This window comes from Pedobacter frigoris (assembly GCF_032678645.1).
GTDB lineage: Bacteria > Bacteroidota > Bacteroidia > Sphingobacteriales > Sphingobacteriaceae > Pedobacter > Pedobacter frigoris_A.
The window spans coordinates 246,265-268,716 of the sequence record NZ_JAVTSP010000005.1 but is presented as its reverse complement, the minus strand read 5'-3'; the positions used below and the strand labels follow the sequence as shown (position 1 = coordinate 268,716).

Sequence of the window (22,452 nt, the reverse complement as noted above, 5' to 3'; positions counted from 1 at the left end):
AGAAAAAGAAATATGGTTTTTTGTATAAGCGTATGCAATGTATTCATCAATCCTCCCTACGCTGATTGATCACATAAGGAGAGAATTTCCATCTGATATAACCCAATTTCCCACATTGTTCCGCTACTATATTTTCCACTTCTTCAGGTACATCGTTTACAATCTTCCAGCGCAGGCTGTATTTACTGTTATAACTAATATAGATTACCACGTCTTCAAACAAAGGCTCAATAGCCTGTAAGTCTTTAAGATGCATCATTTCTAATTCTTTTGCCAGGCGCTGAAGTCTTTCATTCATTACCTTGGTCAATGGAGGTGCTGGGTTCGTATGCGGCTCAATAATTGGGAGTACAGTTACTGTCATGTCTAATCCTAAATACTACAAATATTAGCAAAAGTAACTAATATTGCTGAAATAAATGACAGGTTTAAGTCAATTAACTGAATTCTTCCACCCTTAAAAAACAATTTTACGATGCCCGATAGGCTAAATGAGAAAAAACATTACCTTTATTTAACTATAAGCTAATGCCATGCAAACTGTAGATCACCCTAAAAATTCTTACCATCAATATCTTTCCGGAGGAGGAGAAATGGGTGAGCTTACCCGCACATTTGACTGGTCGTCTACAGTTCTTGGGGCACCCGAAAACTGGTCACAAAGCCTGCTTACTACAGTTAGCATTATTCTCAATTCAAGGTTTCCTATGTTTTTATGGTGGGGCCCGGAACTGATCCAGTTTTATAATGATGCTTACAGACCCAGTCTGGGAAATGAAGGCAAGCACCCCATGGCTTTGGGTCAGCGAGGCGAGGAATGCTGGCCGGAAATCTGGCCGGTAATCAAACCACTGATTGACCAGGTAATGGCAGGAGGAGAATCTACATGGAGCGAGGATCAGCTAATCCCCATATACAGAAACGGTAAGTTGGAAAATGTTTATTGGACTTTCAGTTATAGCAGAGTGAACAACGAATATGGCAAACCCGGAGGTGTACTCGTTATTTGCAACGAGACCACCAAACAAATCAATTCCTATCACGAACTGGAACTTGCAAAGGATGAATTAGAATTTGCCATCACATCCGCAGAACTGGGTACTTGGGATTTAAATCCCGCTACGGGAAAATTCATAGGCAATGAAAGGCTGAAGTCATGGTTTGGATTGCCGCCAGATTCAGAGATAGAACTGTCGAGGGCAATCGATGTTATCGCAGAGCAAGACAGGGAGCGCGTCACGAACGCGATACAAGCAGCAATAGCTGTCGAAAATGGAGGTAGCTATGACATTGAATATACCATCATTAATCCGCTGGACCCTATGCCCCGACACGTAAGAGCCAAAGGAAAGGCGATGTTTAATTACAAGAAGGAAGTATTTAGATTCAGCGGGGTCATGCTGGACATCACCGAACAAAAGAAAGATGAAATGCGTAAGAATGATTTCATCGGCATGGTTTCTCACGAGCTGAAAACTCCATTGACCTCGCTGACGGGCTACATCCAAATGCTCATGATAAAGACCCGTAAAATCGACGACGACTTTATGACCCCTGCTCTTGTAAAAATGAATGCACAGATCAGAAGAATGACCGGGCTAATCAATGGTTTCCTAAATATTTCACGTTTAGAATCCGGAAAAATACAAATCAACAAACAATCTTTTTGCTTAAATGAACTGATCAGGCAGATCATAGAAGAAACAGAAATGACCACTTCGGGATATGAAATTAACTTTGAATGCCCAAACTCCTTAACACTGTTTGCAGACAGAGATAAAATCGCCGCAGTGATTTCCAATTTGCTGAGTAATGCCATTAAATATTCACCAAAAGGTAGAAAAGTAGATATCAAATGTAGACAGGAAGACGACAAACTTCACTTTAGTATACGTGATGAAGGAATGGGTATTAAACCTCATGACCTTCAAAGATTGTTCGACAGATTTTACAGGATAGAGACCAAGCATACAGAGAATATCTCCGGATTTGGCATAGGTCTCTACCTGAGTGCTGAAATCATTGCGCACCACAAAGGACGTATTTGGGTAGAAAGTCAAAGTGGCGTAGGATCGACCTTCTTCTTTGAACTTCCTCTTGCTTAATCGTACCGCATTGCCGGATAGTCTAAAAGTCTGCGCCATAATGCGAGCTGACCGATCATACTGGCCTCACGATATATTGTAAAAGAAGTCATTTCATAAAGACTAAGTTTCATAAAGCCCATATCAATAATACTGTCCAGCTTTTGATCATCAACCGAGATCAAAGCCTGACGGGCAAGAGGCGTCACCTTTTCCCAGTCCTCCAGGTATTCAGCTATAGTTGGATACTTTGCATCTTCCTGAAGGCCTTTATTGTCTTTAAACAAATCCCATCCGTTCTGTTTCAGCTCCGGATGTGTATCCTGGATCATGTAATAACGTTGTCCTACCAAAGCTCCCGTCAACCAGGCCATATGATTGGCCTTTGTATTTAAGCGTTTGTACATATCCTCCTCAGAAATGCCTTCAATTGCCCTTGCGAAAAAAGTAGTGTGCATGTCAAACAGGGGTAATAAGCCCTCAATCCTAGTACTTGCTGTTTTTGTTCCCATAAGTTAATCAATTAGTATTCAATAAAATTAACGAATGTATCTAACAATAAAGCGGTAACAACCGGACAATTAAAGGGGGCGATTGCGACAAATCACCATTTTAGTTTTGCTTTTAATTTCGTAAAACCAAAACCTCCCTGATAAGCTTGTCTAATAACTTCCATTTTCCCTGTACGCACCAGATAAGTAATAATTAAAGCGATAAGCATAAACCATTTATTTAACCAGGCCAGCAAAGCGTTGGTAGAAAGCAGTTGGACTATTCTCATGTTTAGGTTCGTATCTACCCGCTATGATCGGCAGATAAATAACCCTGCGACGACTCTCCTCTCCAACAACTGACGACTGTGCAACCCGGTGCCACAGACGACCATCATGAATAGTAAGGTCACCTGCTTCCGGAATGATGGCAATCTCATTAGCATCTGCTTTATTGTCCAGGAAGTACTTCTTGCGAAAAAGCATCTGGTAAATGCCTTGCTTATGTGTTCCGGGCAGAACCCTCAAACCACCATTTTCTGGTTTCAGGGTACTAAGATGAATCCCGACATTCAGCATCGGATTTAATTTCTGCCCATGAAAAATATCTCTGAGTCCATCCGTATGCCAGCCCATTTGAGTAAACTTGCTCTCCGGCCCATTCACATAATGATTTAATACCATGCCGTCTTTCTCTTCTGTACCCAGTCTGGCACCGGGACCAATCAGATTGAGTAAGGTTTCAAACCTTGGATCCCGCGGCAATTCAGAAAATAAAGAATGGTGCTGATTGATAAAAGCAAAGCGCTGAACGATCGCCTCACCATTCAGGTCCTTCCCGTACTTTACCGGTATCCCATTCACCTTGACCCTTTGGTTTGCGATCCACTCCTGCTCTACCTGACGTGAAGCCTGAATGATGTCGTCTACCGTTTCCTTTTTGATGAAATTCTTAAAATGTATGAATCCGTTCTGATTAAAAAACTCTTGTTGCTCTGTTGTAATTGTACTGCCTAAGTTGAATTTAACGTATGTATTGCTCATGGTTATGCTGATAAAATGAAAAAATAAGATGATAAGATCCAGTGCCGGGTGTGTGGACAGACCGCGGTTAATTATGATTCGATAAGAAAATCGAGGATCAACAACAACAGCAACAACCTGCCCACTTTAGCATGGGCATTCGCATCAGATGCGCAGTAAATATGTTGTTGTTATTTGTCATTTATTAAAGACTACCATTTTAGTAGACATTACAAATGTAGGAAAATATTTATAGGATCAAATATTTTTTAAAATAAAATGCATTATTTTTTTTATCGCCTGTACAATCCGGCTGTAATCCTCTCAATCAAAGACTTAGGAAGATGATTGGCACCAAAAGCCGAAAGCTTATTTAAAAAGCCAGGGATAATCTCCGTCTTTTTTCCAAACATACCCTTCAATGCACTTTCCGCTACATCATCAGGTTTCATGTTAAATTTATTTGCAAGATCCGCTAATGCATCCATACCTGCCCTACTCGCAAAATCCGTATCAGTAGGTCCCGGGCAAACGCAACTGACCGATACTGAGCTATCTTTCAATTCAAAATGCAGTGCCCTGCTATAAGACAAGATGAAAGTTTTGCTTGCAGCGTAAAGTGCCAGCGTTGGTACTGCCTGGTAAGCGGCTGTACTAGATACATTCAATATATACGACTGCTTTTGTGCTTTCAATATGGGCAGCAACTGATAGGTCAACGCTATAACCGTATCCACATTCAGTCGCATCATGTTCATCTGCATTTCCAGATCCAGTACATCAAAATCACCCCATACGCCATAACCGGCATTGTTTATCAGCACTGACAATGAAGAAGTACATGTCTTAACCCAATCTGTGACTTTAGCCGCAGCATCTTTTTCAGACAGGTCTGTAGAAAAATATAACGCTTTTACCTGGAACTGTTCTTCAATCAAAATTGAAAGCTCCTGAAGTTCCTTTTCAGAACGCGCCACCAACATCAGGTGATAACCTTTATCAGCCAGTCTCAAAGCCATAGCTTTTCCAATTCCTTTACTGGCACCGGTTATTAATGCATATTCATTCATGGCAATTCGCATTTAGCTCCGGCTAAAATAAACATATTTTCTACCTATTCTCGCCTGAATATAAACTCAAACCATAAAAAATTTAAGCTACAGTAAGAATTTTAAAACAATAATCCTTAATTTCACGTTAAAAAAATTAAATAACTAAAGCCCATGAAAAAGCTATATATATTCCTCATTTTAACTTTTATTTCCGCAAATCTTTTCGCTCAATCAGGAAATAACACAAAACAAGACATTATCCAAAAGACAAATGGTGAGGAAATGACCGGAAAAGTCATTAAAATTACCGATAACGACGTAACTTTTGTTTACACGGGAGAAACTGCCGAATATGTGATTAAGAAATCTGAAATTGCTAAAATTGTTCATTCAAGCGGAAGGGTAGAGATGATGAGCGCAGCAAACGTTCCCGCACAGGTACGACAGCAAGAAGCGGTAGCTATGACGGCCTCTCCTGCAGACAACCACAACAAAATAGCCATACTGCCATTTACTTACCTGTTGGAAAACCAGCCTGGAGCTGATGCAATCGGCTATAAAGCGCAAGACGACACCTATGCATTCCTTTCAAAACATTCTGCAGGTTACACAATTTTAGATACCAGGACAACCAACGCTGCCCTGGCAAAAGCTGGCGTAACCAAAGACAAAATGATGAATTTCACCATGAAAGAGATCTGCGGCATACTAGGCGTAGAATATGTAATTGATGGTACCGTAACACAAAATAAGGGCTATCAAACCAGTTATACCAGTGGCAGCTCAAATACAAAAGTTAAAACAGACAATGATAAAAATATCAAAGGTGTCTCTTCTTACGGATCAAGCTCAAGCAATGCTGCGCAAAACTATGAAGTAGCCGTAAGTCTGCACATTTACATGGACACCAATGCCAGCATTTACAATCAAAACCATAAAGCTTTTTTTGCAAATACTGACGGATCATTCTCCAGTCCTCTTGAGTACCTGTTGAAAAGATGCCCGCTATATAGAAAATAAACTTGTTGGGGGCTAATACGTCAAAGTAATTCCCCCTCCATACCCCATATCACTGTCATAATGGGTGGAGAATGAAAAATACTTGGTAACAATATAACGCAGTCCACCCATATACTCTTTATCTGTATTCCCCATGATGTTCAAGCGCAATCTACCGCTCAATGGGATGTCTTCACGCATCAACTGGAACCGCATTTTCCCCTTACTGTCCAGCCTGGCTTCAGCAGTAACCAGCATAGGCAAAGTATATTGGAAACCTATCACCGCCGCCTTCCTATTCATCTGGTTACTCATCTGACCAAACATGTTTTTTTCCTCCATATTACCCATGCGGTTATAGTGGTAATCAAAACCTACAAAGGGCATCAGCCACTGCATTTTTCCAATATAACGGCCAAAATAAGCTTCCACCTCATTACCATGTTCAGCTTTTAAGCCTAGCCTAAATTCTGTTGAAAAACGGTAACGGGTGTTTCCTATCATCAGATCTCCATCACTACCATTGCTTTCCAGACCAATATTTCCCATCAAATGAAATTCCCGGTCGTCCGAATTCAGTTTTCTCCTAGCATATGCAGGATCAGGCAATTCAGGATTAGGAGGCGAATTTTCATAGCTAAATACCCTACCCATACCACTCATCATATGGTACAAAATATGGCAGTGAAAGAACCAATCTCCACCAGGCTCAGTTGCGGCAAACTCTATAGTATCACGTTCCATCGGCATAATATCCAGCACGTTCTTCATCGGCGCATACTCACCCTGTGCATTTACTACCCTAAAATCATGCCCATGAAGATGCATAGGATGACGCATCATGCTGTTATTATACAGGATGATGCGCACGTTCTCTCCCTTTTTAATCAAGATCTTATCTGTTTCCGAAACTGTTTTATTGTCCAGAGTCCAGACATAACGATTCATATTACCAGTCAGGTCGAATTTCAATTCTTTCCAGGGTCCTTTAGGTAATGTTGTTTTTTGAGTAGCACGGAGCATATCATAGTTAAGCGTCACGATATCCTTACCTTCTTTTTTCTCGCCGGCGATCTCAGGGTACATCACCGTATTCATATCCATGACCTGGTTCTGCATTTTCATACCCTCCATTTCCACCATATTCCCCTGCATGTCCACCATGTCATTCATCATTTTCATGCCAGCAAAATACTTTAGCTTAGGAAGAGGCTCAGCAGCAACCTTATCACCTTTGCCAAGCCATAAAGACGCCGATTTGGTGCGGTCTTCAGGCGTCACCAGAAACTCATAGCTCTTATTTTCAGGGACGGTCACGACCACATCATAGGTTTCAGATACCGCAATGATCAGGCGGTCTACCTCCACCGGCTCTACATCATTTCCATCCGTGGCTACTACCGTAATCTTCCCTCCTGCATAAGTCAGCCAGAAATAATCGGAGGCACCCGCATTTGCAATCCTGAGCCGTACCTTGTCACCTGCCTTAAACTGAGGCTGCTCATTTTGATTTTTACCATTGATCAGGAAGGTATCATAATACACATCACTTACATCCATGGCATTCATGCGCTTCCATTCATTGTTCAGTTTTGTTTTAAAGTTCCCGGTCTTAGCAGCTTCCCAATAACTCTGCGTTGCACCCTTTTGAATTGCAAACCAGTCGGTGGCACTGTGGAGGCTACGATGTACCTCCATGGGTTTCATGTCTGTCCACTCGCTAATCACAATAGGTAAAGTCGGTATGTCCGATTCCTTTCTCTTGTTTATGATGAAAGCCCCATACATCCCAATTTGTTCCTGTAACCCGGTATGACTGTGATACCAGTGTGTTCCGTTCTGAACAATTGGAAACCGGTACACATAGGTGCTATGTGGTTTTATGGGCATTTGAGTAAGAAAAGGAACACCGTCCATATTGTTGGGCAAAAACAAGCCATGCCAGTGCAGAGAGGTTTCTTCATCCAAATTATTGTGTACATGGATTTCTGCAGTATCGCCTTCCGTAAAGGTCAGCGTAGGCATCGGGATCCGCCCATTTACGGCAATCGCACGTTTTGATTCCTTACCAAATGTAACCGTTGTATCGGCAACGTACAGATCATACCGGACCGTTCTTGGCGCTTTAGCTCGCTCATGCTGTGCAAAGGCAAACCCGTACATACTCATGAAGACTATGTATAAGATAATTTTTTTCATAAAATCCGGCCGTTATTTTATCGTTCCTACTACATTCCCACAGGTCAGCATACTGCTGCCATAGTATGGATTTTTAATAGCCTTTTCACTGCTCAGCCAGCTGCTTTTCTTCATTGGGCAATATTGCTGATAAATCGGCTCCGCAGACAATGTAGCTGATTTCGCCAGCGCAATCATTCCTGTAGAAAGTCCGGCAAAATATTCTCGTTGAGCATTCAGGTCTTTGGTTTTGACAATCTTATTTGCATGCTCAGTAAGAGCGGCTTTAGTTGCTTTGCCTACTATTTTCTCATCAGCATTGCTGATGGCTTTAATCAATTCGCCAGCACTTGTTGCAGCAAGTGTAGTATTTCCCGCTACCAGTGCATCTTTAACCTGATAATATGAGGGAAGAATAGCTGGTATTTTTTCAGAAGTATTGTTTTGTTGTGCAAATCCAATTTGCACAAATACGGTTGCAATTAAAGCAACCAATAAAAATATCTTTTTCATAATGGTTTGATTTTAATGCATAACAAAAATTACGGAATAGTGGTTCCTTCCACGTATGCAAAAACTAAGAAATCAATAAATCAAATCTGAAAACTCTGAATGCTCACTCGGATGTCCGGTATGGGCGGATGGTAGTCCCGGACAAAATATTTAGTGCAGGAGCTACGCTCAAACGATACTAAAACATCAGACTGATAATAAGACGCGTAAAGTTTAATAAAAGCAGGTGGGTTTATTACAATAACCGAAGCAACAGAAACCTTATCTGCCTTCAATAACTTTGTAACCTCATCCTTACAGCAATTGTCTTTATCAGCATGATGATGGTGAGCCACAGTCCTGTGAAACCTATGCTTATGTACTACTCCCGCACCAATAACACAAGCAAATCCTACCGCCATATTTAATAAAAAAACGACTAGTAAAAAAACTGCTTTCAGAGGATTAGAGAAGTTGCTTTTCATAGGTTGATGTAATGACACAAAGTTCGTTGCTAACGGGAGAAAGATTTTATATAATTCAGTAAAAGATTTATATCCTATCGCTGTATATTTTGTTTTCCTGCATGGAGTCGAACCACAATCTTCTGAACCAAAATCAGACGTGCTACCATTGCACTACAGGAAAATATGTGGAAATAAAAGGACTCGAACCTTTAACCGGTACCGTATAAGAGTACTGCTCTAACCATTGAGCTATATTTCCAGTTTTAAAACAAAGAATCCCCTTAGACTTATCTAAGAGGATTCTTTGTTTTAAATATATTTATTCAATACATAGTCATCCCCTCAGATAAATAGGTTGCTGTATTAGGCTTTGTATTGACGTTGTTTTCATCTTGTAATGATTTAAATTTTATGTTATTTATGTTTTCCTGCATGGACTCGAACCACAATCTTCTGAACCAAAATCAGACGTGCTGCCATTGCACCACAGGAAAGTACTCTACTCAGTAGAGTAACCCGGACTCGAACCGGGAACCTCCTGCTCCCAAAGCAGGTAATCTGACCAATTGATATATTACTCTAAAATTTACCGCTAAAACAAAAAATCCCCTTAGATTTTCTAAGAGGATTCCTGTTTTAAATATTTTTATTCAATACATAGCTATCCCCTCCGATTATTCGGTTGCGGTATAAAGCTTTGTATTGTTGTCATTTTCATGTTGCAATATTACACAAAATTTCTGCCATCCAAAAATATTTTTTAAAAGCGTAAATAAACGTTCTACCCTGTAGCATTTTATTTATAAAATGAATGTTTGTCTTTGGATATGGCTTGGTATACTTTTCGTACAAGTACGAATCCAGTCAAGCTAAAACTAGCTGTTTGAAATGGTTCAGGGAAAAACACCGCACGAAGAAGTGCTCTGCCTTTGTAACCTTTCTAGTATAACTCAGTCTTAATTGAAAATTTAATACTCCTCTCATGACTACTATAAAAGCAAACGTCTTCTTCGCTTTTCTCTTTTGGACAAGTGCATTTCTAATCAGTTCCTGTAACCATTCGGATAAGAACAGCATTCCGGTACAGGGAAACACCAGCAAAAATAAGGATAAAAAAAACAACAGTTTGATCCCTGTTTTTAATGAAGGAATTCCCTTAGAAAACACCACATCTATTATGTATCCAATAGCCTTGGGCGTAGCAGGAAAAGACGATGAAGGATTAAAAAAATACCGCTCCGACTCCGATAGTGGTCCTTACTGGAATATAGCTTTTTATGACCATAAAACAGGCGTTTCCAGTTTATTAGATTCAGGAAGAACTATTCTTATCAATTCATTTCAAAAACTAAAAGAAGTTATAATCTATTCAGTCAGGATTAAAGATTATAATGGTGATGGCAAGCTTGACCGCAATGATCCTGTTTGCCTTTTCACGTCCAATCTTGCAGGCAAGAACTTCAAACAAATAACTCCTGATCATTTAGATGCCCGCAATTTTAGGTCAATTGACAAGTCTAATATCATCCTAATACAGGCAATATCAGACTCCAACAAAGACAAAGCATTCGACGACGATGATCTTGTGACACCAATGATATTTGACAGTGAAAAGGCTGAAACAGCAAAAGAAACATTCAACTCTTCTTTCAAGAATGAAGTAAACAAGGCATTCAACCAGTTATACAAGAATTGAAACTTAGTTACATCACAGCTTTTCTATTGTTTAAGCTCATAAACTAAATCAGCCATTGAATAATTTATTCCTTTTAATGGGCTTTCCCTTTCGGATCAATACCGCATGATAAAGGCTAGGTACATCATTCTCCCATTTTTTAATAATGAAAAGGATAGCAATGATCTCCATTCGGGTAATCATTCCCATATAAAAACAAGTGATGAACAACCAGCTGGAATCGCATGTACTGATGATTTGTACCAATGTAGCAAGAATGGTCAACGTCCAGACTTTTGAAAGAATAGCATGCGTGGCTACCTCCTTTTTAAATTTCAGGTAACTCACAATGTAAGTCAGGGCCTCTGCACCTAGCAATACAGCCAATAAAAGCGTATTTTCTTTGAAAAATTCACTGCAGATTACATATGCTCCTACCAAAGCACTCAACCAGAAAATCTGATCTATAAAGGAATCCAAACGGCGAAACTTAACTGTTGAAACATTTAGCTTTCTGGCAATAATCCCATCAAACACATCAGTTACTAAACCAGTGATGAGTAGTATATTGATCATTGACCTAAAGTATTCCGGCTGAGTAAAACTCAGCAACAATATTACTATACTGAACAACAAACGGCTATAAATTAACGAAATTGGAATGTGTATGTAATATTTTTTCATTTTTCTGAATTTCAATATCTAACACAATGATAAAGAATATTGTAACAATTATTCCGTGACCTATTCTAACACCATAAACAACCCTACATTAAAACACTATGAAACCCATTAACGCTTTCCTTGCAGCGCTCCTATTTAGTACCTTACTTTTTTCCTCAAATACCCAGGCACAGCAAATCAATACTGCCAAACTAGACAGCTTTTTCAATGTTTTATTTGACAACAACAGAGTGATGGGTAGTTTTATTATTGCTAAAGACGGCAAACCCATTTATCACAAAATAACTGGTTATAGTCAGATTGAGGGCGACAAAAAGATCCCTGCCACTTCCAAAACACAATACCGCATCGGTTCTATTAGCAAGACCTTTACCGCAACGATGATCTTCCAGCTTATCGACGAAAAGAAATTATCACTAGATACCAAATTATCCAAGTTTTTTCCGCAGATGCCAAATGCAGATCGCATCACCATTGCCAATCTACTCAACCACAGTAGCGGGCTGGCAGACCATGTCAATGAAAATCGGGAATGGATCGTAGATCCCCATACCAAAGCGGAGTTACTCGACAAAATAGCTAAAGTCAAACCTCATTTTGAGCCCGGGGCAAAGCAGCAATACTCCAATGGCGGTTACCTGCTACTTGGGTACATCATCGAAAAGATTACAGGAAAAACATATCAGGCAGCTCTAAAGAAAAGAATTATAGATAAAATAGGTTTAAAAAGCACTATTGCGGGCACGATCAATAACAGTCAGAAACTGGAAGCCAGACCTTACAAATTCACCGGCCAGTGGACGGATATAAAAGACATTTATTTTCCAAGTGTAGTTGGAGTGGGCGATATCCTGTCTACGCCGCAAGACCTTATTGTCTTCATAAATGCGCTCAGCTCAGGAAAGCTTGTAAGTGCAGAAAGCTTCAAAAAAATGAAGAGTTTCGACGGCTCGAAAGACTACAACCCAACAGGAATGGGGCTATTTAAAGCACCTTATGGTGGAAAGACGCTGATAGGACATAACGGAGGAACCTACGGAAGCATTAGCAATATGTATGCGATCACAGATGATGGAATGTCTTTTGCGTTTACGACCAATGGCATGACAAACTACGCAATGAACGACATTACGCTCGCTATGCTGAATGCCTATTATAACAGCCCTTATGAAATTCCTGTATATAAAACTGTTGACCTAAAAATAGAGGATCTTGACGCATTATTGGGCAAATATACCAGCAAGGATATGCCATTAAAGATCACCATTACAAAATCAGGAGCAACGTTAATAGCCCAGGCGACAGATCAGCCCTCTTTTCCGCTCGATGCCATTAGCAAAGATGAGTTCAAACAAGAACAATATGATGTGCTGCTAAAATTTAATAGGGAAAAGCGTGAAATGACCCTGGTACAGGGAGGAAAAAATTTCCTCTATATAATTGATAAATAAGGATCCCTATTTCCTTAAAATCTTTTCCATTACCTTACCTTTTGCCAGTTCATCTATCAGCTTATCCAGATAACGGAGCTTCTGCATAAGGGCATCTTCGATTTCCTCTACCCGATAACCACAAATGAGTCCAGTGATTTTATTAGCATTAGGATTGATTTTAGGTGCCTCAGCAAAAAAGGTTTCAAAGTCGGTCCTGTCTTCGATCAGTTGCTGCAATGATTGCTCATCATAGCCCGTAAGCCAAAAGATCACTTCATGCAACTCTGCGACTGTGCGTCCTTTTTTCTCTACCTTCTCTACATAATGAGGATAAACGCTGGCAAAAGACATTTTAAATACTCTGGCATTTTTCATTTCTACTGTTAACTAAACCTTTCACCTACTGATGAAACATAAGAAGACGATTGTTTTATATTCCCTTAAAAGTAGTAAAAATTCCTAAAGTACGTATTCCCCGTTGATCGGTTTAATTGCTTCCGGAACTTCTTCTGCGCCGATCATTTCCAACAGATTAATTTCGATGGTGCGGGTAATCTGGTTGAGCGGCACTCCGGCAGAATTATTGGTAAAAGGATCTACAAGGCTCATTCCATTGATCTGGGTAGAGACAAATACGAAACTAATCAACCATCCGAGTGGAATAGAGAAAACACCTGCGGTTTCACTAATAACCAGAGTAAATGTCACCACAAACAACCAAATAAACACTTTAGTCAAGTATGAATAAGTAGTTGGAAATATGGTATTCCGGATTCGCTCGCTCATGCCCATAGCATCACAAAAGCGAGTCAGCATTTCATTGAGTTCTATAAATTTAAAGCCATCGATATGCCCCTGTGCGGAGAGTTGCTGCAGATCCTTTGCCTGTAAAGAAAGAATTGCATTGTGTTTATTACTGGCACCTGCAATTTCCTGCTCATCGTGCTCACTAAGGTAACGCGTTGGAGTATCATCATTTATTGCACCCCTTAAATAGGATTTAAGCGCGTAAAGAAATCCTATATGGCGACGAATCATTCTATGGCTGATTTCTTTTTCGGAACCCGTATAATGAACAAGCGAGCGGGCAAATGATCGGGAATCGTTGACCAGGGATCCCCAGATTTTACGCGCCTCCCACCATCGGTCATACGCCTGATTATTATTGAAACCGACAAAGAATGCAATCGCAGTACCCAGCAGTGTAGGAAGTATGCCTGGAATACTGAAATGGTTTGCGATCAAAAATTCCCTGACCATATATGCAGCTGTACAAGAAGCCAGCATGATGAGATCAACCTTCCAGGTATTACGGATGATCCTACTTAAGCGGATGTTAGGCGTAGTGAGCATAATCTATTTTTTAAGGTCAGTGAGCAATCCAAATGCCAAGATCATTAGGTCTTTTGCATTTCCTGGCCCCAACTACAAAGCAGTTATTTCTTCAACGGAAAGACCTGTAGCTTCAGCAATGACATTCAAATCAAACCCTGCAGTTTTGAAGTTTTTGGCAATTTCCTTTTTTTCTGCCAACACCTTCAGCCGCGCTTCTTCAAGACCTTGTTCAATACCCTGTTCAAGACCTTGTTCGAGACCCTGTTCAAGACCTTTTTCAAGACCCTGTTCAAGACCCTGTTCAAGACCTTCTGCATACCCCACTTGACGACCTTCTGCGTGACCAATCTTCTGGGCTTTTTGCTTTGCAAAATCAAGGATATTCTCGTTATCCCATGCTCTCTGTTGTGCTGTTCTAAACATATTTCTTTCCTCCGGTGTTAAATTGGCATATCTAGCCAGGTAAAAAAACTGATCTAATCCAGGCGCTTTCAAAAAACCAGGTTCTTCTGTCATTTTTGAAGCATGCTTCAATGCGTAAAGCCATTGATCGAGCGCAGAATTCAACTCAGCCCTCTCTTTGATAAATTTCGGCAATTCGATATAGATGAAATGAAGCTTATTGTAAAATGGCTTGCCTGTATTCGTATGGCATAAAGACACTTCGTGCATATATTCCTTACCCTGAATATCTGGCAAACAGAATTGTTCCAATAATGAAATCGAGTATATTTCTTTCAGATTGTGCAGCCATTTCTTATTTCCTTTTGGTGCCTGATCGCTGATTAATCTACTGGCATAAAACAACGAACGCTCCTTAAAGTAGATTTGTTCCTGTCGTTGTACCTCAACGAGAAAAGACGTCCCGTCCATATCAGTACACACAAAATCGAAAACCATACCGGCTTCGTCTGCGATTTCTCCTGGATATTCGTTCTTCCCGTAAGTAATACTCTGGATTTGCCTTTCTTTGGGCAATATCTCATTCAAAAAAGCCTTAACGACTTCCTTACTCGTTTCAGAAGCAAAAATCTTTTTAAAAGCCCAATCTAAAAAAGGATTAATATAAGTTACCGGCAACCCCGCGGTATTACTTTCATATATAGCTGATGGTTCACTAACTATATTTTCTTCCGACTCTTTTGGCATTTTCAATTTCATCTGCAAACAAAAGTAATCAATGCAAATTGAAAAAACAATAAATAATATCTTAAAAGTTACAATAAATAATCTAAAAACAATATTTTGTAATTAATTATAAAATATTGGATAATAATTCCAATATTCTGAAAATCATCTATAAGGATCTTTTAAAGAAAAATCTCATATATTGGTGATTCAAATTAGCTATGTCAAAGTCTAAAAACAACCAGTTATATTGGATTCTTGTACTTTTTGTTGCCTTACTATTTTTTTGGGCATTGAAGCATTACGGACATAAGCTTGGCATCCCTACACCTAATCGATGGCATGGGAGGATGAGAAATCTGATATTAATTGTCCTTACTTCCCTCTCCACTTTAAGCTTTGGACAATCTAAAATAAAAAGTCTAATCGTGGTGGAAACCGACACCAATAAGATGGGTGAAAAACATAGAAATCTTGTATCCTACAATTTTAAAAAGGGCAACTTTATCTCCAAAGACACCCTTTACACAGCCCTGGATGACAAGAAAATAAAGTATGGAAGATGGTTCTATTATAGAGACGGCAGTTTCATTTACAAAAACAGGTATGCCGTAGGAAATGGTAGTGTATATGATTTAAAAACTAATACTCTGATCCTCGACTGTGGCCACGACTTTGTGCGGATTAAAGCTGACAGCATTTTTTTCTATCAAAGTTTTGGTGACAAAGAAGGGCTTTGGGCACTCGATCTTAAAACCACAAGATATGTGAGGCTAGACAGCAATATCAGACATTATGACGAACGACGTTCTCCAGATCAAAAGCACTACATCCTGGATGACAGCAAGACTGACATTAAATTATACAAATCCGGAGATGTTGCCTTTACGATAATTCCTGCAACAGGGGCGTATTACGCAAGGTATACAAGAAAGAGAACAGAGATACATTGGCTGGACAACGAATCGTTCTTATATGCAGATCATACCAATACCTTCCCCCCACTTCCCAAGCCTAAGCCACAACCGGTTTTGAAAACCACGCCAGACACTCCTACAGTCTATGAATTTACCGTAAGAGATGATGCCGTCACTAAAGCCACGATCTTGAAATACAATGTAAAGAAAAAGACTTCGAAGAAGCTTGCAGAGCTAGATTCAGTCACACATAGTGTTACAAGAGGTCGATTTATGGTTGATGGCTTCAAACAGTTAATATATATATCAACCAATGCTGTGTACCATCGGTTAAACCTGAAAAATGGAAAATTTACTTCCTATCCCTACTTGATCTTACCAAATGGCTTTTCAATAGAAATCAAACAACGTTCAGGAGGACGAATCTTAAAATATAAAGAAGTTGAAATCGGACAAGTAGACTCTTATAGCAATACATACACTTCAAATAAGTTTTTTGCATCAGCAGATTATGCTAGCCTATGGATTTGGAATGCTTACACACGTACACCAAAGCGTTTTGAAATGCTAAATGGATTTCAAGTAGTCGGCTGGATGGATCGGCTACCTTTAAATTGACGTCCACAACCACGTTGCCAGTTGGTATAAACCATAAAATAGCAAAGCCAACACTGCAACCAGTACAATAATGACAACGACAATGATGTTTTTGCCGCTTCCCTGGTGCTTCCCCTCCAGATAATGCGCTTTCATCAATCCGATATTCCGCGAATTGGCTTTAAAAAAGAAATCGAATATCTGCCCAATGATTGGGATGGCACCTATAGTGGCGTCCAGCAAAATGTTTAGCGACATCAATACCACAAGCTTGCTGCTTGCCCCTCTTTTGGCCATGGCAAGCAGCAATCCCGCAGAAACCACCAGTCCGGCCATATCACCAGCAATCGGAATCAGATTTAGTATAGGATCAAGCCCAAAACGAAATTTTGTACCTGGAAACCGGAACTGCTCATCCATTAAATAGGAAATCTTGGTCAGAAAAGGGAACTTGTTATTGCTGTTGTTCATTTTAATAAATCTTTAACGACAACAGTAATGGTTTGCTATTGTTTCAAATCTCTACCTTCCTAGCAAACCAACTGTCATTTTTTGAACGTTTATAGGTACGCCAGCTTTTAGAAGAGAACCTGAATGGCAGCGCCTCCTTTAATGCATTGATATAATTAATCTCGTATTCGTTTAATTCCTCAAATGGCAAAGCGAACCAAACAGAAACAGTTTTACTTGAATTGGATAAACGTACGTATACTTCAGACTGGGGCTTTCTAATCTCCACAACAGGTAATTCCTTTTGACCTGGCAATACCTCACCAGTTTCAGAATTTACAAAATAGAACCGCCACAGGATAGCGATCAATAAATTATCATCCGCTGTAATTAGATTAATTTTTCGCTCCAGCGACCGGGATGATACGCTCCATGAAACTAAATCCTTTCGAATAGCCATATAACTCCAGAAGTGGAAACGAGGAATTCCAAAACGCAGGCTGTTTTTTAAAAACTGTCCCAATTTAAACCGAGTCATCGAAATACTGACATGTGAAGTTTTACTATCAGTATACAAAGCTATAAATTGGGTTATTGAATCAAATATCTCATCATTACTATGCTTATTTAATTGATGTCCGCCCCCCGATTTTAAAGGGAGACCATCGTAAATGATAAAAGACTTCAACACATTCATGATGATGCTGTATTCACGAAAAGATCCAATTTATTCATGTTATAAAATATAGCTGAAAGTAAGGAAATTACCAGAACAACAATAGAAAAAATCAATACTTTTATCCTATAAATCTATCATCATGTTTGTCTCCATAATAAAAAAGCTTCTTTTGCGCGATTTAGCCAAACTTCGTACTGAAATCGAATTATACCGCGATGAGCAAAAGCTCTGGCATACCGAAGGCGAAATCGCCAATTCAGCTGGCAATCTTTGTCTACATCTGATAGGGAATCTGAATACCTATATTGGAGCAGGTAATACAGGATATGTCCGCGACAGACCATTGGAGTTTTCACTACGTAACGTGCCACGTACCGAACTTCTAAAAAGCATAGATGACACTATTGATATGGTAGCTTCAACACTTGACCAGTTAAATGATGATCGACTAGCGGAAGAATACCCGCAGCTCATCGCAGGAGAAAAAGTAACTACAGGCTATTTCTTAACTCACCTGTGTACTCACCTTGCGTATCACCTTGGACAGATCAACTACCATCGTAGGCTTTTAGACAACGACTAGTAAATATTTGGATGTAACCATTTCGTTATGATTAACCAGCGTTAAACCTGATAATATCTTTGATTAACTCCTGGTCTTTCTTATTGAATTTTATCAGTTCCGAAACTATTTCTGGATTTTTGGGTATTCGTTCAGCGATGATTCTATAAGCAAGGTCCCGTATAAATCCTGACAACTCATTCTGTTTACCGAACTCATGCTGAATCACCTTTAAAAATAATTCTTGATCTCCTGGTTCTACTTCATTTTTATAGATCCTGCTGATTTCCCGTTGGCGTTGACTTAGTTCGCCGACATTATTAAAATAGTTGTTCAGACAATTAAAAGCATCTCTATCTGCTCTCCAGCCTTCCAACAGTAGTGCTTGCCCACTTTCCATATCCTGCATCTTATTCTTACAAATGATTGAAGCTTTTATGTATTGGTGTTTTACTGTATATTCTTCAACAGTCTTCTGAAAATAATGCATTGCTTCTTCAGGTTTATTGATCAGCAAATATAAATCACCAATTTTTTCATGTTCTTTTAATTCCTTGTAAATCTCAATGGCCTCGAGGTACATCCTTCCCTGTTCATAACATTTTGCACCCTTAATCTTATCTGAGCCATAGTTGAGGTAAATAGCTGCAGCCTCTGAATATAGACCTGCGTCTTCTAATGTTTTAGCCGCTTTATTATAGTCTTTCAACAATTTGAGATAAACAAAGGCGGCTTTTTGAAATTGCTGTTGCTTTATAAGCGCCTGTGCTGTCTGAATATATTGAGATTGCAATTCATAAAACCGTTCACCTATATTTACACTGCCGGAACCCGCAGCATGTGCAGATCTGCTCAAAGAAAAATCAAGCCAACGCTTCGTCCAGTCCATACCTCCTGAAAGGCTTTCTCCACGGCTATTGCCGGCCTCATCTAACGGGATTGCATATTTCAATGCCTCAGCAGGATCTGATTTAAGCATATTCACCAGACGGTCTATCTGATTCTGATTCCGCGATTCCAAATTCTCAAAATCCCTCCGGATTTTTTTAATCAAATCGGAATCCGCATTAACACCGCTTATCTGATCAGCAGGACCAGAGTTTTTCAATAGCAAACGATAAGCCTGCAACCTTAGTTTTTCAAGCAAGTTTAGTGGATTCAAATTTTCCCCTTCCCTTTTTGGAAAACTCAATTCTAATTGCTCTAAGGCCTCCTCCGGAGCTAGACTAAAAACCTGAAAACTCTTTATGCGACGCGGAACCATAATTCCAGGGACTGGTAACTGGATACGATGATTTATCATCTGTGGGACTTGTATATAAGCAGCCCAATTTATCGTCTCGATAAGTGGTACCAATCCTATTCCAGGATATAGCAAGCATTTGGAACTGACCAGCAACTGCTGTAACTCGTCATGCAAAAGTGTGGGAAAAATATCAGCTCTCTCCGGAATCACTAACAATTCATCCACCACCTGCAAATATTCATTCTTCCCAATATCCGGTACTTTCGACTTTGTCAGAATCAGACAGGCAGCAATAGAATAACCACTCTCGGCAGGAACTATATAAGCGTCCGCATCTCCAAGTGCAATCCCCATCACCGATAGCTCATGCAACCAAGAACCTATCGAATTCCCGCGAATTAGAACCCCATGCAAGGGCCATTTATTTTTCGAATAATGTCTAATTCTAAGTTCCATTTCTAATCGTATTTACAAAGACATCAATATACTTGTTAAAAAAAGATTTAGGGGTAAGTCTTTCCCTCCTTAGTTCAGGATGAGCTTTTGTAATCACTGCTAATGCACCAACCTTTTCTAGTGCTCTCCTCAAATCATTAGCCTTGATCAACGGAATACCGGACAATAGAGTTGTCGGTATATTTTGAATGATCTCTTGTGACGCCATCAGCCCGATTGCTGTAAAATCATTGATGACCTTTACAGTGTGTAAACGATTGGGGCTCAATTTTTCAAGTACCACGTCAACTTTCTCTTCCTTGTAAAAATAATCACTTCCGGAGAAGGAACCATCAGTCGCAACACCCAATGGAATATGCAAAACGTTAGGAATGTAAATTGGTAGAACTGTCGGATCACTGCTTTTTAACATGAACAGTCCCGAACGTTTGATCTCCACTGTACTCCCATCACTGAACATGAATTTCCTCTTGGATATTTTACTTGCCGTAATCTCCTGTCTAGCAAATTCGCCTTTGTTCAACATAATGCTTCCCTCATTAGTGACATGCAATTCATGACCATTAAAAACTAAATTGCCGGTCTGGTTGATAAACACTTGTTGTAGTTTTATTAGGTTGTTATAGTAGACTTGCATTGTATTCGTTAGTTCCTCCAACTCCTTCTCCCTGGCTTTTGCCTTATCCAGGATAACTTTGGGATAGAACTCACTCTTACGCACTCCTCCTTCTAAATCGATACACCAATTATTGTTTGCAGATACATAATGAAAGCAATCGCCATGGAATACAAATTGCTTCGAAGTATGTTTATACTGTTCAAACTTTGAATTATACGCCTTACCTGTATCAAGGTTTAGGATAAAAGTAGCCGTATCCTGCTCACGGAATAAAAACAAGATGTGTTCTTTATCCACACTGAGTCCTATTTCTATTTTATTCAGTGCGAATGGCAAATTTTCCGCAATCAACTCCCAACCCCGCTTGTCCTTTGGCGCAGTACGGTCAAAAAGTCGGAAAACCTTTCTTTCTGCTGTAACTTGAAAGACCTCTGCATCTTCAGTGCGTATGATCCTCTTGACGTTTTTCGGACTTTTCACCAGGATTGGCAAACTGACCAGATACCCATATGTTTTGCTTTCGGACTTCTTTTGCTTCCAAAGCTCATGTAGCGGAAGTACAAACTCTTGCAATAGCTTTTGTTCGCTTTGCTGATGCTTATAGACGGATACCCTTCCCTCTGTCGTCGTATAAATGCAGTAGTTAAAAAAGTCACGTCGCATAGCCATCAGTCGTTGCAACTCAGGAGACTTATGGCTGTCTACAGATGAGATAAAGATAATTTCATGTTGATGTCTTTCTTGATATTTCTCCATCAACTGCCCTACGCCCTCGGCTGCACTTAGTGAAGTATCTAATATTCTAATGCTGTCAATTAATTCGTGTATTGTACCAAATGACAAAGTATATAGACCCGTACCTACCCCATAAACTTCAGAGTTAATGGTTGATTTAGCTGATCTGGTCAAAGCAAGCATGAGTGCATAAGCCAGCGTCTTTGGGGTGCCCCAGCTTCTCAATGATATATCGATCAATATAATGCGCTTTCGATCTTCACTCGCCGGTGGAACCTCCCTGTTTAGATACAACGCCTCCTGATTGGCCAGCCGGGACAAAAACAAAAGTTCATCATTTGCAAACTCGGAAACGAGAAGACGATCAAAATCACCTTTATTACTCAGGTCTGAAAAACCTCCCAGCGGTTGGTTACTTGGCAGGGACTGGTGAAAGGGAATACTCAATGCAGCCCAGAGGTGCGGCAACAATATGGCCATCGGAAAAGTCTGCGTATCAGATAGCAATTGGTCGACGAAATCAGCATTTGGCTTCAAAACCTCATCAATGCGGGTTTCCAGTTCCGGATTTTCATCAAACTCAACGACTCCAGCCATACGTTCCAGAATGCGTTCCACGGTAGAAAATCTACGCTCCAATAAGCTTATGACACGAATGTCCTTTTGAATCACATGCTTTGTAACGGGAATGCTTTTAAAATCAATACGTCCTTTATTCGAGTCATCTCCATAAGCCTTAGCCAATTGTCTTGATTTTGGAATAGAAAGTATATCATGACAACCTTCAAAGATTGTTTGGAGAAGCAGCAATCGTTTTGGTCCCTGCTTATATTCAGGCTCCATCTCTGCCAGAAGCTTCAGGAAGGAAATACTTCCCGAAAGGCTTATATCATCCGTTGTTTCTATAATACGGGACAATATGCTATAGACGATATTAATATGTTCTTTTCCCCCGGGGTTCGTTGCAATCACGGCCAGCAGCAGCGGGCCAAAAGGCGGCAAACCTTGTGGACTAAGCCGTTGTAGCAGTTTAAAAATGAATTCCCGATAAGCTATTGTACTTGCCTCAGGAATTGCAAGTACCTCCCCTTCGTCTTCCCATTGCCAGAAATATCCATCATAACTTTGAAAGTAATCGAATATATCCATA

General features: G+C 39.9%; 21 protein-coding genes and 2 tRNA genes. 6 read left to right on the top strand and 17 right to left on the bottom strand.

Annotated features, from left to right (window positions below):
• Positions 1-46: 46 nt before the first annotated feature.
• Complete coding sequence (locus R2Q78_RS17280; RefSeq protein WP_316793796.1) at positions 47-364, bottom strand: hypothetical protein; 318 nt, start codon at positions 362-364, stop codon at positions 47-49.
• Between the two features lie 169 nt (positions 365-533).
• Here R2Q78_RS17280 and R2Q78_RS17275 point away from each other — a divergent pair, with 169 nt between their 5' ends.
• Positions 534-2,105, top strand: coding sequence for an ATP-binding protein (locus tag R2Q78_RS17275; RefSeq protein ID WP_316793795.1), 1,572 nt, complete (start codon positions 534-536; stop codon positions 2,103-2,105).
• Here the strand turns inward: R2Q78_RS17275 and R2Q78_RS17270 are convergent.
• From R2Q78_RS17270 to R2Q78_RS17260, 3 genes are all read right to left on the bottom strand, one after another.
• Positions 2,102-2,596: a DinB family protein gene (locus R2Q78_RS17270; protein WP_316793794.1), complete on the bottom strand. Its 495-nt coding sequence runs from the start codon at positions 2,594-2,596 to the stop codon at positions 2,102-2,104. The genes R2Q78_RS17275 and R2Q78_RS17270 overlap by 4 nt on opposite strands.
• Positions 2,597-2,812: 216 nt before the next feature.
• Complete coding sequence (locus tag R2Q78_RS17265) at positions 2,813-3,619, bottom strand: phytanoyl-CoA dioxygenase family protein (RefSeq protein ID WP_316793792.1); 807 nt, start codon at positions 3,617-3,619, stop codon at positions 2,813-2,815.
• 272 nt (positions 3,620-3,891) lie between these two features.
• Positions 3,892-4,668, bottom strand: coding sequence for an SDR family oxidoreductase (locus tag R2Q78_RS17260; protein WP_316793791.1), 777 nt, complete (start codon positions 4,666-4,668; stop codon positions 3,892-3,894).
• Between the two features lie 153 nt (positions 4,669-4,821).
• On the opposite strand from R2Q78_RS17260, the gene R2Q78_RS17255 reads away from it, so the two are divergent.
• Positions 4,822-5,670, top strand: coding sequence for a hypothetical protein (locus R2Q78_RS17255; protein ID WP_316793790.1), 849 nt, complete (start codon positions 4,822-4,824; stop codon positions 5,668-5,670).
• A 12-nt stretch (positions 5,671-5,682) separates the two neighbouring features.
• Here the strand turns inward: R2Q78_RS17255 and R2Q78_RS17250 are convergent, their stop codons facing one another.
• The 5 genes from R2Q78_RS17250 to R2Q78_RS17230 all read right to left on the bottom strand — a co-directional run bounded on the left by R2Q78_RS17250 (position 5,683) and on the right by R2Q78_RS17230 (position 9,367).
• Complete coding sequence (locus tag R2Q78_RS17250) at positions 5,683-7,848, bottom strand: multicopper oxidase family protein (RefSeq protein ID WP_316793789.1); 2,166 nt, start codon at positions 7,846-7,848, stop codon at positions 5,683-5,685.
• Between the two features lie 12 nt (positions 7,849-7,860).
• Positions 7,861-8,340 (bottom strand): DUF3347 domain-containing protein, encoded by a 480-nt coding sequence (locus R2Q78_RS17245; RefSeq protein ID WP_316793788.1) that lies wholly within the window; start codon positions 8,338-8,340, stop codon positions 7,861-7,863.
• An 80-nt stretch (positions 8,341-8,420) separates the two neighbouring features.
• Positions 8,421-8,741 (bottom strand): hypothetical protein, encoded by a 321-nt coding sequence (locus tag R2Q78_RS17240; RefSeq protein WP_316793787.1) that lies wholly within the window; start codon positions 8,739-8,741, stop codon positions 8,421-8,423.
• 231 nt (positions 8,742-8,972) lie between these two features.
• A tRNA-Ile gene (locus tag R2Q78_RS17235) sits at positions 8,973-9,045 on the bottom strand.
• A 248-nt stretch (positions 9,046-9,293) separates the two neighbouring features.
• Positions 9,294-9,367, bottom strand: a tRNA-Pro gene (locus R2Q78_RS17230).
• 401 nt (positions 9,368-9,768) lie between these two features.
• On the opposite strand from R2Q78_RS17230, the gene R2Q78_RS17225 reads away from it, so the two are divergent.
• Positions 9,769-10,482 carry a hypothetical protein gene (locus R2Q78_RS17225; RefSeq protein WP_316793786.1) on the top strand — a complete coding sequence of 238 codons (714 nt, stop codon included), beginning with the start codon at positions 9,769-9,771 and terminating at the stop codon, positions 10,480-10,482.
• A gap of 48 nt (positions 10,483-10,530) precedes the next feature.
• Here R2Q78_RS17225 and R2Q78_RS17220 read toward each other — a convergent pair whose 3' ends face one another.
• Entirely contained in the window at positions 10,531-11,145 is a 615-nt protein-coding gene (locus tag R2Q78_RS17220; protein WP_316793785.1) for a CDP-alcohol phosphatidyltransferase family protein, read from the bottom strand.
• 98 nt (positions 11,146-11,243) lie between these two features.
• On the opposite strand from R2Q78_RS17220, the gene R2Q78_RS17215 reads away from it, so the two are divergent.
• Complete coding sequence (locus R2Q78_RS17215) at positions 11,244-12,596, top strand: serine hydrolase domain-containing protein (protein ID WP_316793784.1); 1,353 nt, start codon at positions 11,244-11,246, stop codon at positions 12,594-12,596.
• Positions 12,597-12,602: 6 nt separating this feature from the next.
• Here R2Q78_RS17215 and R2Q78_RS17210 read toward each other — a convergent pair whose 3' ends face one another.
• The 3 genes from R2Q78_RS17210 to R2Q78_RS17200 all read right to left on the bottom strand — a co-directional run bounded on the left by R2Q78_RS17210 (position 12,603) and on the right by R2Q78_RS17200 (position 15,074).
• Entirely contained in the window at positions 12,603-12,953 is a 351-nt protein-coding gene (locus R2Q78_RS17210) for a DUF2200 domain-containing protein (protein ID WP_316793783.1), read from the bottom strand.
• Positions 12,954-13,037: 84 nt separating this feature from the next.
• Positions 13,038-13,931, bottom strand: a complete 894-nt coding sequence (locus tag R2Q78_RS17205) for a bestrophin family protein (RefSeq protein ID WP_316793782.1) — start codon at positions 13,929-13,931, stop codon at positions 13,038-13,040.
• A gap of 72 nt (positions 13,932-14,003) precedes the next feature.
• Positions 14,004-15,074, bottom strand: coding sequence for an Rpn family recombination-promoting nuclease/putative transposase (locus R2Q78_RS17200; protein WP_316793781.1), 1,071 nt, complete (start codon positions 15,072-15,074; stop codon positions 14,004-14,006).
• A 188-nt stretch (positions 15,075-15,262) separates the two neighbouring features.
• On the opposite strand from R2Q78_RS17200, the gene R2Q78_RS17195 reads away from it, so the two are divergent.
• Positions 15,263-16,576 carry a hypothetical protein gene (locus R2Q78_RS17195; protein WP_316793780.1) on the top strand — a complete coding sequence of 438 codons (1,314 nt, stop codon included), beginning with the start codon at positions 15,263-15,265 and terminating at the stop codon, positions 16,574-16,576.
• Here R2Q78_RS17195 and R2Q78_RS17190 read toward each other — a convergent pair.
• Positions 16,568-17,026, bottom strand: coding sequence for a DUF4112 domain-containing protein (locus R2Q78_RS17190; protein ID WP_316793779.1), 459 nt, complete (start codon positions 17,024-17,026; stop codon positions 16,568-16,570). The two genes, R2Q78_RS17195 and R2Q78_RS17190, sit on opposite strands and share 9 nt — an antisense overlap.
• A 43-nt stretch (positions 17,027-17,069) precedes the next feature.
• A complete protein-coding gene (locus R2Q78_RS17185) occupies positions 17,070-17,702 on the bottom strand; it encodes a hypothetical protein (protein WP_316793778.1) in 633 nt (210 codons plus the stop codon).
• A 151-nt stretch (positions 17,703-17,853) separates the two neighbouring features.
• On the opposite strand from R2Q78_RS17185, the gene R2Q78_RS17180 reads away from it, so the two are divergent.
• Entirely contained in the window at positions 17,854-18,267 is a 414-nt protein-coding gene (locus tag R2Q78_RS17180; RefSeq protein ID WP_316793777.1) for a DinB family protein, read from the top strand.
• A 31-nt stretch (positions 18,268-18,298) separates the two neighbouring features.
• On the opposite strand, the gene R2Q78_RS17175 is transcribed toward R2Q78_RS17180, so the two are convergent.
• On the bottom strand, positions 18,299-19,948 hold the full coding sequence (locus R2Q78_RS17175; RefSeq protein WP_316793776.1) for a hypothetical protein: 1,650 nt from the start codon (positions 19,946-19,948) through the stop codon (positions 18,299-18,301).
• Positions 19,938-22,451 carry a ribosomal protein L7/L12 gene (locus R2Q78_RS17170; protein ID WP_316793775.1) on the bottom strand — a complete coding sequence of 838 codons (2,514 nt, stop codon included), beginning with the start codon at positions 22,449-22,451 and terminating at the stop codon, positions 19,938-19,940. Before R2Q78_RS17170 ends, R2Q78_RS17175 begins: the two co-directional genes overlap by 11 nt.
• Position 22,452 lies beyond the last annotated feature (1 nt).